Source organism: Flavobacterium humidisoli, assembly GCF_023272795.1.
GTDB classification, from domain to species: Bacteria; Bacteroidota; Bacteroidia; order Flavobacteriales; family Flavobacteriaceae; genus Flavobacterium; species Flavobacterium humidisoli.
This window is the reverse complement of the sequence record NZ_CP096829.1, coordinates 5287816-5304094: the sequence shown is the minus strand read 5'-3', so window position 1 is coordinate 5304094 and position 16279 is coordinate 5287816. Positions and strand designations below refer to the sequence as shown.

The 16279-nt window shown below is 34.5% G+C and carries 9 protein-coding genes and 1 other RNA gene; 6 read left to right on the top strand and 4 right to left on the bottom strand.

All coding sequences use genetic code 11. The features are described from left to right. The first annotated feature begins 105 nt into the window (after positions 1-105). The 4 genes from M0M44_RS22310 to M0M44_RS22295 are packed head-to-tail and all read left to right on the top strand — an operon-like array spanning position 106 to position 8131. On the top strand, positions 106-3744 hold the full coding sequence (locus M0M44_RS22310) for a SusC/RagA family TonB-linked outer membrane protein (RefSeq protein WP_248727702.1): 3639 nt from the start codon (positions 106-108) through the stop codon (positions 3742-3744). A gap of 3 nt (positions 3745-3747) precedes the next feature. Then, positions 3748-5172 carry a RagB/SusD family nutrient uptake outer membrane protein gene (locus tag M0M44_RS22305; RefSeq protein WP_248727701.1) on the top strand — a complete coding sequence of 475 codons (1425 nt, stop codon included), beginning with the start codon at positions 3748-3750 and terminating at the stop codon, positions 5170-5172. A 5-nt stretch (positions 5173-5177) separates the two neighbouring features. Beyond that, positions 5178-7613 (top strand): zinc-dependent metalloprotease, encoded by a 2436-nt coding sequence (locus M0M44_RS22300; protein ID WP_248727700.1) that lies wholly within the window; start codon positions 5178-5180, stop codon positions 7611-7613. Then, on the top strand, positions 7610-8131 hold the full coding sequence (locus tag M0M44_RS22295) for a DUF3347 domain-containing protein (RefSeq protein ID WP_248727699.1): 522 nt from the start codon (positions 7610-7612) through the stop codon (positions 8129-8131). The genes M0M44_RS22300 and M0M44_RS22295 overlap by 4 nt, the downstream gene beginning before the upstream one ends. Before the next feature lie 137 nt (positions 8132-8268). Here the strand turns inward: M0M44_RS22295 and ssrA are convergent. Together ssrA and M0M44_RS22285 are read right to left on the bottom strand one after the other, a co-directional pair. After that, positions 8269-8666, bottom strand: a transfer-messenger RNA (tmRNA) gene (ssrA, locus tag M0M44_RS22290). Between the two features lie 190 nt (positions 8667-8856). Then, a complete protein-coding gene (locus M0M44_RS22285) occupies positions 8857-10059 on the bottom strand; it encodes a serine hydrolase domain-containing protein (RefSeq protein ID WP_248727698.1) in 1203 nt (400 codons plus the stop codon). Positions 10060-10299: 240 nt separating this feature from the next. Between M0M44_RS22285 and M0M44_RS22280 the strand changes: the two genes are divergently transcribed. Further along, positions 10300-11502, top strand: a complete 1203-nt coding sequence (locus tag M0M44_RS22280) for an NAD(P)-dependent oxidoreductase (protein WP_248727697.1) — start codon at positions 10300-10302, stop codon at positions 11500-11502. A gap of 147 nt (positions 11503-11649) precedes the next feature. Here the strand turns inward: M0M44_RS22280 and fumC are convergent, their stop codons facing one another. Then, positions 11650-13035, bottom strand: coding sequence for a class II fumarate hydratase (fumC, locus tag M0M44_RS22275; RefSeq protein ID WP_248727696.1), 1386 nt, complete (start codon positions 13033-13035; stop codon positions 11650-11652). A 345-nt stretch (positions 13036-13380) separates the two neighbouring features. On the opposite strand from fumC, the gene M0M44_RS22270 reads away from it, so the two are divergent. Further along, a complete protein-coding gene (locus M0M44_RS22270) occupies positions 13381-13554 on the top strand; it encodes a hypothetical protein (protein WP_111288649.1) in 174 nt (57 codons plus the stop codon). Between the two features lie 242 nt (positions 13555-13796). Here M0M44_RS22270 and M0M44_RS22265 read toward each other — a convergent pair whose 3' ends face one another. Then, positions 13797-16250 (bottom strand): TonB-dependent receptor, encoded by a 2454-nt coding sequence (locus M0M44_RS22265; protein WP_248727695.1) that lies wholly within the window; start codon positions 16248-16250, stop codon positions 13797-13799. Positions 16251-16279 lie beyond the last annotated feature (29 nt).

The window sequence follows — 16279 nt, the reverse complement described above, 5'->3', positions numbered from 1 at the left end:
TATAAACTAAAAAACCAGAGGCAGTTGCGATGCTTCTGGTTGTTTAAAAAGTTTATAGCCAATATAAGTTGTCCACTATTGTTTAACTATAACCAATGTAAATGTATGAAATTAAATTTACAACCAAAAAAACCTTACAAAAAACTTAAAAAAAAGATTCCTAAAGTTCATTTTTCGGCTCATTTATGGGCGCTATGCACTGTTTTTATCGCGTTGTGCAGTTTTACTGGACAAGCGCAGAATGTGAGCATAAATTTTAAAGATGCTCCTTTAGAAAAAGTTTTGAAAGAAGTGGCAAAACAAGCCAATTATGAAGTTTTTTATACTCAGAAACTGCTTAAAGATTCAAAACCAGTTAGTATTAATGTTAAGAATACTAATGTAAAAGAAGCTTTAAATCAGATTTTTAAAAATCAGAATTTAAAATATTCGATTACCAACCAAACTATTGTGGTAACTGCTTCAAAAGAAGAGGAGCAGGGAAACGGATTAATAGATATACGAGGAAAGGTAGTAAATAATAGAAACGAACCTTTTCCTGGTGTGTCTGTAACGATTTGGGGAACAAACAGAGTAAGCGTAACCGATTTTGACGGAAGTTTTGCTTTTGATGGCGTACCCTCAAGTGGTGTTTTAGATTGTACAGGATTAACGATCGAAAAGAAATCTTTTCCCATTACAGGACGTAAAGAATTAACTCTTGTGGTAGAAGACAAAGTTGCTGCGATGAAAGAAGTGGTGGTAACGGGTTTTCAGACCATTGCAAGAAGTAATTTTACTGGTGCTATTACTAAAGTGGATGAAAAGGTATTAAACGAAAATATAAATGCCGACTTAGCCAGTGCATTAGAAGGGCGTGTTGCAGGTTTGATGTTTCAGAAAAATCCAAGTGGTGCCGCAGCAGACAAACCTATTTTGAGAGGTATTGGTACTTTTTCTGTTGATCAAGTTGGTTACAGTCCGCTTTTGGTAATTGATGGTTTGCCAACCGAATTGACTTTAAATGATATTAATCCCTATGATATAGAAAGTGTTGACGTTCTTAAAGACGCGGCAGCGGCTTCTATTTACGGTTCTAGAGCGGCAAATGGAATTATCGTTTTGACCACCAAAAAAGGCAACGGTAAATTGAAAGTTAGCATAAATTCAGATTTCTTTATCTCAAGCAAACCTAATTTGAGAGATATGAATTATGCTTCTACTAGCGATTTAATCGATTTTGAACAGGCAGTTTATAATAGAGAAAGAGCAAGATATGCCGATACATCAACGATGTTCAACAGCTATGGTGATATTGGGAACTCGAGTATGAAATACTACAGTCCGCTTTATCAGTTAAACAGAAATTTGGAAGAAGGAAAAATTACCAATGCTGATTTTGATAGTACGATTGCCCAATGGAGAAAGAATGATTATATAAAAGACTATCATGACAATGTGTGGCAGAACGAATTTAGACAACGTTACAATATTGCATTCTCAGGAAGTACTTCAAAACAAAATACTTACGTTTCTCTTAATTATGATGAATCAAAAGAGAGAATTGTAAACAACAAAAGCCGATCATTTAATTTGTATGCTAAAAGTAGTTTTCAAATTAATAATTGGTTAAACGCAACATTTGGTGTAAACGGAACTTACAGCAATGATGAGAATACAGATGGAAGTTATAGCAATTACGATATTCAAAAGAGATATGAACGTATCACAGACGATAACGGGAACCTTGTAATAGCTCCGTTTGTGGGTATTGCAGATGGATTTACTTCTGGAGGAATTATTAATCCAGCTGTAGCAGAGAAATTGTCAAGTTTGAGTGGTTTTAAATCGACAGAATTTAATGTTTTAAACTCACTAAAAGAAGGTATCGAAGAACAAAATTCTTTAAGCTTAAGAACTTTTGCCAACATAAAAGCGAAATTGTATAAAGGATTAAGTTTTAATACACAATTTCAGTACGAAGTAAGAAGAAACGACAACGAACAGTATTACGATGTCAACTCTTATAAAATGCGTTCTGCGATTAATTCATTAACCGGATATAACCCAACTACAAAAGCTTATACGTATGTCGAAGGTTTTTCTACAGGCGGACGATACAAACAATTGAGCAGTCAGGCAAGTAACTATTCTTTTAGAAATCAGTTAGATTTTAATCAAGAATTTGGCGACGGAAAACATTCGATAAATGCTTTGGCAGGTTTTGAAATGCGTGAAACTTTTCTTCCTAGAACCATCGAACAATTGCGTTATGGTTATGATCCTGTAACACTTTCTTCTGCCGTTATGAACAATCTTGCCTTGAGCCAAACGGGAGTGGCAAGCTACATTTATGGAAACAACAGAACTTTGGCAACTGTACCAAGAACACAGACAGAAATTTTACATCGATATTTTTCGGTTTTCAGTACAGCTAGTTATACTTATTTATCTAAATACAACATTACGGGGAGTTACCGTGTAGATAGAGCCGATTTGTTTGGAGTTGATCCGAAATATAAAAACCGTCCCTTATGGTCAGCAGGTTTAGGATGGAATATTAGCAATGAGGATTTTATGAAAGAAGTAAAATGGGTTAATATGCTGAAGTTAAGAACGACTTACGGTATTAATGGTAACATCGACCAAAGTACAACACCATATATTACAGCGACTAGAAGAAACGATAATCTATATCAGTCATTACAATATACCAATATTACAGCACAGCCTAACCCAATGTTAAGATGGGAAAAAACGCAAACGACCAATGTTGGGATAGATTACAGCTTGTTTAGAGGAAAATTAAATGGTACTATTGATGTATATCGCAAATACAGCAGCGACTTATTGGCGACAACAGATTTAGATCCTACAGTTGGAGCTTTGTCAAGAAGAATTAATGCGGGTGGATTGTTAAATAAAGGAATCGAATTTAGCGCAGGTTCTGAATGGTACAATACAGGTAATTTTCGTATCACTTCTAATTTAATTTTTGCTTTCAATAAAACGACTGTAAAAGAAATTACAAGAGCAATGTCTTCAGCTTCTGTTTACATTAGTTCGCCAGGAGATTATTTCTTGCAAAATGATACTTATAATAGTTTGTATGCTTACAAATATGGAGGAACAGTAAACGGTTATCCTTATGTTTTGGATGAAAACGGAAATCCGTCAATCACTTTTGATGCAAACGGAAATCCAATATCAACGAGTATTAAAACGGTTACTAGTCCAGAGGCTTTAGTAAATATGGGAAGCCTTGTTCCAACTTATACAGGTTCGTTTTCACAGCGTTTTTCATATAAACAATTTGATTTGAATTTCTTGTTTGTTTTTTCTGGCGGAAACGTAATGCGTAAAGAAACGCTTGACATGGGGTCGGATTTAGTTACGCTTTCAGGAATTGCAGATCGTTATACAGATGCAAACCAAAATGGCAATACACGTCTATATGTAGATTTTGACGAAAGTGTTAGAAATTATGCAAACACGATTAGCAGTCAGTGGAGAAATTCTGATGCCAATGTGGTAGATGGAGATTATATTAAACTTAGAAATATTTCTTTAAGTTATAATCTGCCGAAAGATTTTGCAAACAAAATTAAAATGACATCGGCAAAATTTACTTTCCAGATGAATAATATCTGGTACTGGAGTGCAGCTGGAAATCATATTGATCCAGAAGTTTATAGCGCAAATGCTGCAACACGTAATTTACCATTGCCAAAAACATATTTGTTTGGCTTTAATCTTACTCTTTAAAAAATGAAAAATTTATATATAACACTGCTGTCGTTCATGATGTTGACTGTATCATCATGCGAAGAATATACAGATATTACACCAAAAGGTGCTTTGGTGATAGAAACACCAGAACAATTTCTTGAATTAGTATCGCTTCCAGGAAGAGGTTATCCGATTAATAACTTTCAATATTTATCTGACGATCAATGGATGAGAGAAGCCAACGTAATCGGAAGAACGCCAAACATCGATATTCTTAATTTTACTTTTGACGAAAGTGTCGACCGCGTTTCTTTAATGACGGGTTCAAGCTTTTATAACCAAGCGTACACTTATATCAACAGATGGAATACTATTATTTCTTTGGTTGATAACAGTAAAGGAGATGAAAATGTAAAAAGATTGGCTAAAGCTGAAGCTAAAATTTATAGAGCTTATGATCACTTTTTATTGCTAAATACTTACGCAAAAGGTTATGATCCGCAAACAGCAGCAACTGACGGTGGAATCTGTATCATGGATAAATTTGATCTAGAAGCACAGCCTGCAAAATCTACTGTTGCCCAGGTTTATGATTTTATTCAGCGAGATATAGAAGAAGCATTACCTTATCTTCAGGAAAAACCAACCGATGTTTATCATCCCTCTTTAGCATTTGCTTATGCTTTTAAAGCGAAAGTACATTTGTTTAAACGCGAAATTGTAGCAGCAGAAACGGCAGCTCAAAAATCGTTGAGCTACAATAATCAGTTATTCGATATGGTTGCCTATAATGCAAAAGGCGGACCAACATCTCTTGCTGTTCCTGCAGCAGACAATATAGAGGTATTAAGTTATATGTACATGACAGGGTATAACGAAATGAATTTTGGACAGCTTTATATCATCAGCCCAGAATTGAGAACTTTATTCGGAACAAATGATGCGCGTTTTAATTTGTTCTTTAATGCTACAAGTGCAACCAATTTAGATCAAGGTTCGAATACAGCATATTGGGGAACTCAGTATACAAGGTTCTTTTATCCCACTGTTGGCATGAAAACACCCGAAGTATATTTAATTCTTGCAGAATGTTATGCTAGAGAAAATAGATTTAGCGAATCGGTAGCTGTTTTGAATACCTTGAGGGCAAAACGTATTGTATCTGGAACAGTAAACTTAGAAGTTCCAGCTACAAGAAAAGAAACAATGGAACTTGTTATTAATGAAAGAAGAAAAGAATTGCTTTTTGGTTTCAATAGATTTTTCGATCTAAAAAGATTAAATACAGAAACCGAGTATGCAAAAACAATTACGAGAATTTTTCCACTTGTAAACAAAACAGTTCCACAGAAAACATACACCTTACAGCCTAATTCAAGATTGTATATCGTTCCGTTTCCTTTATCGGCGTTGACAAAAAATCCAAAACTTACTTTAAATACAGACGAAAAAGTTCCGTTTTAATCCCAATGAAAAAGTTAATTATATCCCTAATCATGCTGTCGGCTTGGCAGCATGGTTTTGCTCAGACTCCCGAAAAGAAAGCCGATAGTACTAGCGCACAGCCAAAAGGTATGCAGGTTTACAATAAAATAATTACGGATAAGGCTAAAAACAAATCAGGTCTTTTTACGGTTAGCCAAGTCGATACTAAATTTTACTTTCAAATTCCAGATAGTTTATTTAATCGATACATGCTTGTTGTAACGAGATATCTTTCAACACCAGAAGGTTTTGGGACTTTTGGTGGAGAAAAAGCCAACGAACAGACTATTTATTTTGAAAAAGGTTCCAATAATACAGTTTATTTAAGATCACTACAATACAGGCAAGATGTTCGTTCAGCCGACTCGATGCTGGCAAAAGCATTAGAAGGAAGCAACGAGAATCCGATTGTAGCTGCGTTTCCAATAAAAACGACCAATCCAGATACAAAAGATGTGGTTATTGAAGTAACAGATGTTTTTAAGAAAGACAATGCCATGTTTTCTATCGGAAGTCAGGACAAAACGGAGAAAAAATTAACGTCTCTTGCTGATGACAAATCTTTTGTTGAAAGTATCGATGCCTATCCAATTAATATTGAAACCAAAACAACAAAAACGTATACAAGTTCTACATCAAGCAGCGGAAGCATAACATTACGATTGAATACATCGATTGTATTGCTCCCGAAAACTCCGATGCGCAAACGTTTCTTCGATGAAAGAGTAGGTTATTTTGCCAATAAATATGTTTTGTTTGATGATGATGAACAGCGTGCTCAAAAGAAATTCATTGTGCAGCGCTATCGTTTAGAGCCAAAAGACAAGGATATTAAAAAATACTTGAGAGGTGAATTGGTAGAACCAAAGAAACAGATTGTTTATTATATCGATCCTGCAACGCCAAAAAAATGGAGACCTTATTTAATTGCAGGTATCAACGATTGGCAAAAAGCTTTTGAAGCAGCAGGTTTCAAGAATGCCATTGTGGGTAAAGAGTGGCCAGAAGACGATAAAACCATGAGTTTGGAAGATGCAAGATATTCTGTAGTACGATATTTAGCTTCTGAAACACCAAATGCTTACGGGCCAAGAATTAGTGATCCAAGAAGTGGTGAAATTATGGAAAGTCATGTTGGCTGGTATCATAATGTAATGAAATTGGTGCAGAGATGGTACATGATTCAGGCTGGACCTTTAGATCCAAGAGCAAGAAAAATGCATTTAGATGATGAATTAATGGGGCAATTAATCCGTTTTGTCTCTTCTCACGAAATCGGACATACCATTGGTTTACGTCATAATATGGGAGCGAGCAGTGCAACTCCGGTAGAAAAACTTCGTGATAAAAAATGGGTGGAAGAAAATGGACACACTGTTTCTATTATGGATTATGCCCGTTTTAATTACGTAGCACAGCCTGAAGATAATATTAGTCCAATAGGTCTTTATCCGCGTATTGGGAGTTATGATAAATGGGCTGTTGAGTGGGGTTATAAATATTACCCAAATACTAAAGATGAGTTTGAAGAAGAGAAATTATTAGCCCAATTAACAACTGATAGTTTAACGGCAAATCCGAAATTGTGGTTTGGTGGAGAAGGAAAAGATGAAGATCCGCGTAGTCAATCAGAAGATCTTGGAGACGATGCGGTACTGGCCAGCGATTACGGAATTAAAAACCTTAAACGTGTAGTGCCTCATCTTATCGAATGGACGTATCAGCCAAACGATCCGTACGATAATTTAGCAGACATGCACAAAGCTGTAGTAAGACAATACGGATTGTATTTATATCATGTTCTGAAAAATATTGGAAACAACTACATTACAAAACGAACAGTCGATGAAAAAGGAGTAGTTTATAAACCAGTTCCTAAAGCAAAAGTAAAAGCAGCAATCGATTATTTAGGAAGACAATTATTTGTTTCACCGCTTTGGATGTATCCGCAGGAAATTGATGATTTGATTGCTTTAAAGAGAGAAGACCAAATCTCAGATCAGCAGAATCAGGTATTGAATATGTTATTGAGTTCTGGGATGCTTTATAATATCAGTTTAAAATCGATGCAGTCTGAAGGAGCATATACAGTTCCTGAGTTTCTAAATGATGTTCAGCAAACGGTTTGGGTGAAATTTAGCGGAGACGAAAAACAAGATTATTATAGAAGAAGTTTCCAGCGTGGCTATGTTGAAAAGTTAGGAATGCTCTTATTGCCAAAAGAATTAGAACCCGGAAAAGCAGCAAATGCAGCACAGCGAAGTGATGTAAGATTGTATGGGAAACAGCATCTTTTGAAATTAAAAACAGATGTTGCAAAATTGATGAGTGGTTCAACAGGAATTAATAAAGATCACTACGAAAGCATTTTATTAGAAATAGATAAAATCATTACAAAACTAGATAAACCTACATCATGAAAAATTTATTAGTTATAGCATTTATTTTCTTTAGCTTTTTCGCTCAAGCGCAACTAACATCAAAAGAAGAAGTAACTCCTGAATTGGTTGCAAAGCGTGAAGCAGAGAAAAAAGAAATCACAAAAAGTTATTTGGCTTTAAAAAACAGTTTTTTAACATCAGACAGTTTAGCGGTTGTTAAAAATGCAGAAGCTTTAAAAAGTGCATTAAAAAACTTCAAGTTTAAAAAGTTAAATTTAGAAAACATGAATGCCGCTACAACTTCGAGAAAAGAAATTATCGAATTGGCTACAGCATTAACTGCAACAAAAAACATCAACAAACAGCGTAAGATTTTTGAAACACTCTCTATAAAATATTGGGATCAGGCTTCAAAATTCAAACCTGCTGAGGAGACATTATATTTGCAAGTTTGCCCAATGACAGGTGCGGTTTGGACAAGTGATAGTAAGGAAATCAAAAATCCGTACTACCCAAAAAACATGCTGACTTGTGGTGAAGTAAAAGCAAGTTTATAGTTTTTTTAATTTTGAATTAGTTTGATAAATGCGGTATTCTTTGTAGGGAAGCCGTATTTGTCGTTTATGATAATAAGACTTAAACTAAGTTTGAATTGAATAAAAAAAGCCTGTAAACAAATAGTTTACAGGCTTTTTTGTGGAGTCGCCGGGAATCGAACCCGGGTCCAAACAAGCAACTAAAGAGCTTTCTACACGTTTATTTCCTGATTAGATTTTCGATGTTGAGCTAGGCCAGAAACAACCACCCAACACTTATCTTCTTAAATTTCGAAATCCACCCGAAGCTCATGGAAATCTAGGTTTATTTTTACGGTTCCCCTGAACGGAACGCCACAAACCAAGGCTTTCCAGGAGAATCCAGCTTCTCTACCTTGTAGAGACGTGGCGCAATCTTACTATGATTCGGATTATGCAGCTAAAGCGTAATTATTTTCGCCGTGTAAAAGTTCGAGATCTTATATTTACGAGCAAGGTCTCAATGCTCGACGTGCTTACTGTTCAATTCGACTCGCTGTCAAAACCAGTCGACCCCAAAAATAAGTCTGCAAATTTAGAGTATTTGAAATTAGTTTCTGCTAAAATTTTCAGAAAAATTCGAAAGTCAAAAGTCACAAAGTCGGAAGTTGTAAAGTTAAAAACTGTAACTTTTTAAAAGTCAAATATTTGTGGGCTATTGTGTCTTTTTGCTTTAAGACTTTCGAATTTTGACATTATGACTATTTTTACTCTTCGTCTTTAAAATTAAAAGGATAATCTCCAAAAACAGGAGCTAATTTACGGACTGCGTAAGTGTTTCTTGTCATCTTATTTGAGAGTGCAATAATGGTTACGCCTTCATTCATCAAAGTAATGTAAGATGAGGTATTTCCGTGCCACCAGCCATTATGAAAATAGAAATTCTGACCGGTTTCCCAGTTAATCATTCTAATTCCAAGACCATAATTTTTAGTTCCTTTGCGTTCGTTACTGTAACCTGTATAAACTTGTTTCAATAATTCAGGTTTTAAGAAATCTGGCGATTGTCTTGCTCTATCAAACTTTAAAAGATCTCTGGCAGTAGAGAAAATGTTTTTATCTCCGTAAACATTGTCTAGATAATCAAAGCCAATTTCTACGCCGTTACCTTTATACGAAGGAACAATTTTTTTTCTGTCTTTATCATCATCAAAAACGTAGGTATTTTTCATTCCTAGTGGCTTAAAAATCATTTCAGACATTGCCTCTTTATAACTTAAACCAGTGCTTTTTTCAATAATAAGCGCCAACATTGCATAATTAGTATTGCAGTAACTAAAACGAGTTCCTGTTTTAGACTCTAAACCAATATCTTTTGTTGCTAAAATATCAAGAATATCTTTGTTTGTCAATTGATTATGTCTGTCCCAGATTGATTTATCGCGATCGGTAAAATAAGCGTAATTACGCATTCCTGTACGATGATCCAAAAGCATTCTAATGGTGCATTCTTCGTATGGGAAAGTCTTTAAAATAGTATTTACTTTCTGATCCAAATCGATTTTACCTGCATTTACCAGTTTTAAAACGGCTGTAGCAGTTAGAACTTTACTTACAGAAGCAATTTGCACAGGTGTTTCTGGAGTTATTTTGGTTCCTTCATTTTTGTTAGCAAAACCATTATATCTTTCAAATAAAATTTGCCCATTTTTGGCAACCAAGAAGCTTCCGTTCATGGTATTATTAGGCCAATTTTTGTTGTAAAAGTGATTTATTCTGCCGACAACTGAGTTTTTATAAGCCTGAGAAACTTTTGGTTCTGCACCTAAAGGCTTCATTTTAGGTAAGGTATCTTCGACTGTCTGAGTAGTATCTATTGCTGTTTTTTTGTTTTGGCCACATGAACTTAAAACAAGTACTGAAAAAAGTATTTGTGGTATCTTTGTCTTTTTAAGGAAAATCATTTGCATCGTTCTTTAAAAACAAATATATCGAATTCCATTTTGTTGTATTCTTAGTTCTGAGGCTTTAATTTGTGTTTTTTAACATAATTTTAAGAAAAGTAAATTTTAGTCGATTGTTTTTCAGCTTTTAACGGTTTTGAAGCATTTTAAATTGAATTTTTGAAACAAAATTTTAACTAAATTTGTTATATTTGAAACAAATACATTGTAAAAAGTTATATTATTTAATATTAAAAATCAGTTTAAATGAAATTTGGAATCATAAAAGAGAGAAAAAATCCGCCAGATAGAAGAGTCGTTTTTTCTCCAAATGAATTGACAAGGTTAAAACAACTTTATCACGATGCTTCTGTAAAAGTGGAGAGTTCTGATATAAGAATATTTTCTGATGATGATTATAAAAATATGGGAATTACAGTTGCCGATGATGTATCTGACTGCGATGTGTTATTTGGTGTAAAAGAAGTTCCCGTAGCAGACTTGATTCCTAATAAAGCTTATTTCTTTTTTTCGCATACTATTAAAAAACAGCCTCATAACAGAAAATTGCTTCAGGCAATTTTAGAAAAAAATATTGACTTATACGATCATGAAACTATTGTTAATGAACACGACCATCGTTTAATTGGTTTCGGAAGATATGCCGGAATGGTTGGTGTTTACAATGGAATTCGTGCTTTCGGAATTAAATTTGAATTGTTTAAACTTCCAAAAGCAGAAACCCTTTCAGGGAAAGAGGATTTGATAAAGCACTTAAAACGCATAACAATGCCAGCCCTAAAGTTTGTAGTAACGGGAACTGGAAAGGTGGGGAGCGGAGCAAAAGAAATTTTGGATGCCATAAAAGTGAAAGAAATTATGATAGATAATTATTTGACTAAAAAATATGCTCAAGCGGTTTATGTGCAGTTGGATGTTTTGGAATATAACAAGAGAAAAGACGGTCAGGTTTTAGATTTTACAGATTTTGTGAATCATCCGGAGGAATATGAATCTGATTTTGAAAGATTCACAAAAGTTTCTGATATCTATTTTGCGGGACATTTTTATGCAAGTAATGCACCAATGATTTTAACTAAAGAAATGCTGAATGCAAGTGATTGCAAATTGAAAGTTGTGGCTGATATTTCTTGTGATGTAAATGGTCCAATTGCTTGTACGATAAGATCTTCTACAATTGAAGAACCGTTATATGGTTATTTTCCGTTAGAAGATCGTGAAGTAGATTTCTTTCATCCTGCAGCTGTTGCAGTTATGGCGGTAGATAATTTGCCTTGCGAAATTCCAAAAGATGCGAGCGAAGGTTTCGGAGAACAATTTATGGAACATGTAATTCCGGCTTTCTTCAACGGAGATAAAGACGGAATCTTAAAACGCGCCAAAATCACAGAAAATGGAAAATTGACCGAGAGATTTAGTTATTTACAGGATTATGTAGATGGAAAATAGTTTTTAATGATTAATTATAAATGGTTATGAAAAGAGGGATTTCTCAATTTGAGAAATCCCTCTTTTCATATTATTAGTTTCCATCAACCATCAACCATCAACCATCAACCATCAACCATCAACCATCAACCATCAATCATCAACAATTCACACCATGTCTTCAGGTTTAACCCAAGCATCAAAATCTTCTGGAGTTACATAACCTAAACGAACTGCTTCTTCTTTAAGAGTAGTTCCGTTTTTGTGAGCGGTTTGGGCAATTTCGGCAGCTTTATAGTAACCGATTTTTGTATTTAAAGCGGTAACTAGCATTAATGAGTTATCTACCAATTCTTTTATTCTTTTATGATTAGGTTCGATTCCTTGTGCGCAATGTTCGTCAAAAGAAACACAAGCGTCGCCAAGTAATTGCGCCGATTGTAAAAAGTTCGCAGCCATTACGGGTTTAAAAACATTCAATTCATAGTGACCTTGCATTCCTCCAACAGCAATTGCCATATCGTTTCCAATAACCTGAGCACAAACCATTGTTAAAGCTTCGCATTGCGTCGGGTTTACTTTTCCCGGCATGATAGAAGAACCAGGTTCATTTTCAGGAATATGAATTTCGCCAATTCCAGAACGCGGACCAGAAGCAAGCATTCTAACATCGTTGGCAATTTTATTTAAGGAAACAGCTAATTGTTTTAAAGCTCCATGTGTTTCTACAATAGCATCATGTGCTGCGAGTGCTTCAAACTTGTTTTCAGCCGTTACAAAAGGATGATTTGTAAATTTGGCAATATACTCGGCTACTTTTACATCGTAGCCTTTTGGTGTGTTTAGTCCCGTTCCTACAGCTGTTCCTCCAAGAGCTATTTCAGATAAATGTGCTAAAGTATTTTTTAAAGCTTTTAATCCGAAGGCTAATTGAGCGGCATAACCAGAAATTTCTTGACCTAAAGTTAATGGCGTTGCATCCATTAAATGTGTACGCCCGATTTTAACTACGTCTTTATATTCTGCTGCTTTTTTTGCTAATGTAGCGTGAAGTTTTTCTACACCAGGAATAGTAGTTTCGACAACCATTTTATAAGCCGCAATGTGCATTCCGGTTGGGAAAGTATCGTTTGATGATTGTGATTTGTTTACATCGTCATTGGCTTTAATGAATTGTTCTCCTTCGCCAATTTCAAAACCTTTAAGGACTTGGGCACGATTTGCAATTACTTCGTTCACATTCATATTGCTTTGTGTTCCAGAGCCTGTTTGCCAAATTACTAATGGAAACTGATCATCTAATTTGCCTTCCAGAATTTCGTCGCAAACAGCTGCGATTGCATCTCTTTTTTCAATTGCTAGAACGCCTAAATCATAATTGGCATAAGCTGCCGCTTTTTTTAAGTAGGCAAAACCTTCGATAATTTCTTTTGGCATGGATGCCGCTGGTCCAATTTTGAAATTGTTTCTGGAACGTTCTGTTTGTGCACCCCAATATTTATCGGCTGGGACTTGAACTTCGCCCATGGTGTCTTTTTCTATTCTATATTTCATTATGTTGTTTGTAAAAATGTTATCTGTAAAATGTGAAATGTTATTTGTAAAATTTAAAATGAAAGTTTCTTTTGAAAATGAGTCTTTTAGCCCTGATGGTAGCGGCATCCTTTTTATTTTTTCTTTAAAAATAAAAAGATACAGCGGACAGCAGGAATAGCTCCTGAAAATTATAATAATTGTCTGGGCTCTTTATTTAAAAGGATTTCAAGTTCAAAAAAAGCTTATTTAAAATGAGTATAAATATACGGATAAATGTTATTTAACGAAAATTGATTTAGATTTTATTGCTGAGAAAAAATATATACCCTACATTTGTCGTAACATTCAAAAATTCCGGAAAACATGTTTGAATTTTCACAGTACTTAGGCTTTTTACTTTTCTTAACCATACTAACTATAGGGTTTTGGTTAATGTTTTTCTTAGTTGGTTTCGTATCTTATTGGGTTACGGGAGCAAGCTGGGAAATGATTAAAGAAAAAAGAGCCAGAAAAAGACAAGAAGAACAATCTATTTAATTTTAGATTGATGTCATAAGAAAAGAACCCAGTAGGGTTCTTTTTTTTTGCTAAAAAAAAAGGAAATCCTAATTATCAAAAAAAATCAAATTCTTTAAGTTTAAAACTTTGACAAAGTCGGATAGCTAATTAAAAAGTATAGAAATAAAAAAATCCAAATTCCAATTATCATTGGGATTTGGATTTTTTTGCATTTTATTTTTTCTCCAGATTGGAATTTCAGTATCGGAATTTAACAAATGTTAACCCGGAAATTCTCCGCCGCCTTCTCCGCCACCATCGTTTCTTGGCTGTGCATTTTTATCTCTTTCGCTTTTTGGTTTGTTGAAACGGTAAGTGAATGATAAATTAAACTGACGTTTACGGAATTGGAATTCGCTATATGAATTTACATTGTCTAAGTAGGTGTAAGATCTCATTTTTCTTGAATTGAAAACATCGCTAATATTGAATGCAATAGTTCCTTTATCTTTCATGACATCTTTACTGAATGCTGTATTCATTCCGAATTGACCTAAGTTTTTACCTTGAGCTGTTTTTTGCTCTCCGTTGTACATTGCTGTTAACTGCCAGTCAATTTTGTATGGCAACGTTACTTTAGAGTTTACTCTTGCAAACCAAGAATTAGCCTGATTGTCTAAGTTTTGAACAATCTCGTTTCCTTGTGTGTCTGTATAACTGTGTTCTCCAGTTGTTTTTACATTAAAAAAGTTGAAGTTACTGTTTAATTTCCACCATTTGTATGGAGTGTAATTAAAGGTAAATTCGAAACCAAATTTTTGTTCTTTTCCTAAGTTAATAGGTTGGCTTTTGATAACTGGAATTCCATTAACTTCATCACCTGTAGGAGATCGTACAAAGCTGAAAACGTCTTTTGTGTCTTCAAAATAAGCAGATGTATTAAAAGTTACTTTATCCCATTTTTTAATATAGCCAATATCATATTTGTCTGTTAAAGATGGATCCAAGTCTGGATTTCCTTGAAAGATATTAATGTTACTTGCATAGTTGACAGCAGGATTCATGAAACGACCTCTAGGTCTAGTTAAACGTTTACTGTAGCTTGCCGAGAAATTGCTCTGATCTGAGATTTCGTAACTAACAAAAGCACTTGGAAATAAGTTGTTGTATTTTTTAGTATTGAAATCGCTGTTGTCTAATAAGTTAACATGAATGTCTGTGTCTTCCCATCTTAAACCAAATAAATAAGAAAACTTATTTGCTTTGAAACCATACTGGGTATAAAGAGCATTGATGTTTTCTTTGTACTCTAAGGTGTTTGATAAATTAGGATTTTTCACACCTTGATCATCTGTTACAAAATATTCGTTATTCAGATCTCCAAAACTACCTTTATAACCTGCTTCAAACTGTCCGCCTTTTCCTAATGGCAATACATAATCTGCTTGAAAAAGAACTTGTTTCTGAACTTGGTCGTTTAAAGTAGTATCAAATCTCGGAGAATCTTCAATTGTACTATTGCTATCGTCGGTATTTCTTGAAATAGAAAAATCTGCAGTAAGTTTATGCCCTTTATCGTTAAAATTTTTAATTAAGTTAGAAGTGTACTCAAAGTTTTCACTTCCAGTATCTGCATTATTTAAACGAAATGTTGTTCCTGTAAAATTATGAGCAGTATCGTAATTGTAATAGTTAATCAAATCTCTATCGTCACCAGAATTTTTTTGGTAATTGATAGCATTGGTCCAAAATGTAGATGGAGTTATGGTCCATTCTACACCAGCTCTTCCGTTAAAACCTTTTCTTATACGTTGTGTATCGCGGTCTTCGTCTAAATAGCTTTTTATCGTTCCGTCTGGATTAAGGTATTCAGAGTTTGTTTTTCCTGCTCCTTCTGTAGTTCTGTAATTGTAACCAGCAGTCGTAAAATAGTTTAACTTTTCTGTTTTATAGTTCAAATTACCGCTTAAACCGTAAGTTTCTGGCAAACCTGTTGAAGCAATAAAAGTTCCGTTGAAGCCTTGGTTTTTACCTTTTTTAAGAATAATGTTGATAATTCCAGAACCACCTTCTGCATCATAACGCGCCGATGGATTGGTAATAACCTCTACTTTATCAATTGCATCTGCAGGAAGTTGTCTTAAAGCTTCTGCCATGTTTATCGCTTGCGAAGGTCTTCCGTCAATTAAAATACGGATATTGTCGCTTCCTCTTAAACTTACATTTCCTTCTGTATCAACAGAAACAGATGGAACGTTGTCTAAAACATCGCTCACGCTTCCGCCTTTTACAATCATATCTTGACCGACATTGTAAACTTTTTTGTCTAGTTTAATCTCAACTGTCGATTTTTCAGCACGAACAACAACTTCATTTAACTGCGCAGCATCTTCGGATAGATTTATTACGCCTAAATTGGTGTCATCTTGAATACTTTTTGCCTTAATTTCAGTTGATTTAAATGAAATAAATTCAATCTTAATATCGTAAGTTCCAGGTGCAACAGCAACCTCAAACTCTCCTTTTGGATTGGTGATACCTCCAGCGACAACTTTTGTGTCGTTTGGAGCAGTAATCGAAATAGTAGCATATTCTAAGGGCTGTTTGCTTACTTTCTCGAAAACTTTTCCGGTGACTTTTACTTTATTTTTGCCACCTGGGCCTCCTTGTTGAGAGTAATTGTAAAAACTTGTAAACAAGAATACAAGTAATACTGCAAATTTGATTTTTTTCATTTTCTGGTTTTCTTTATTCCTTTAGACGG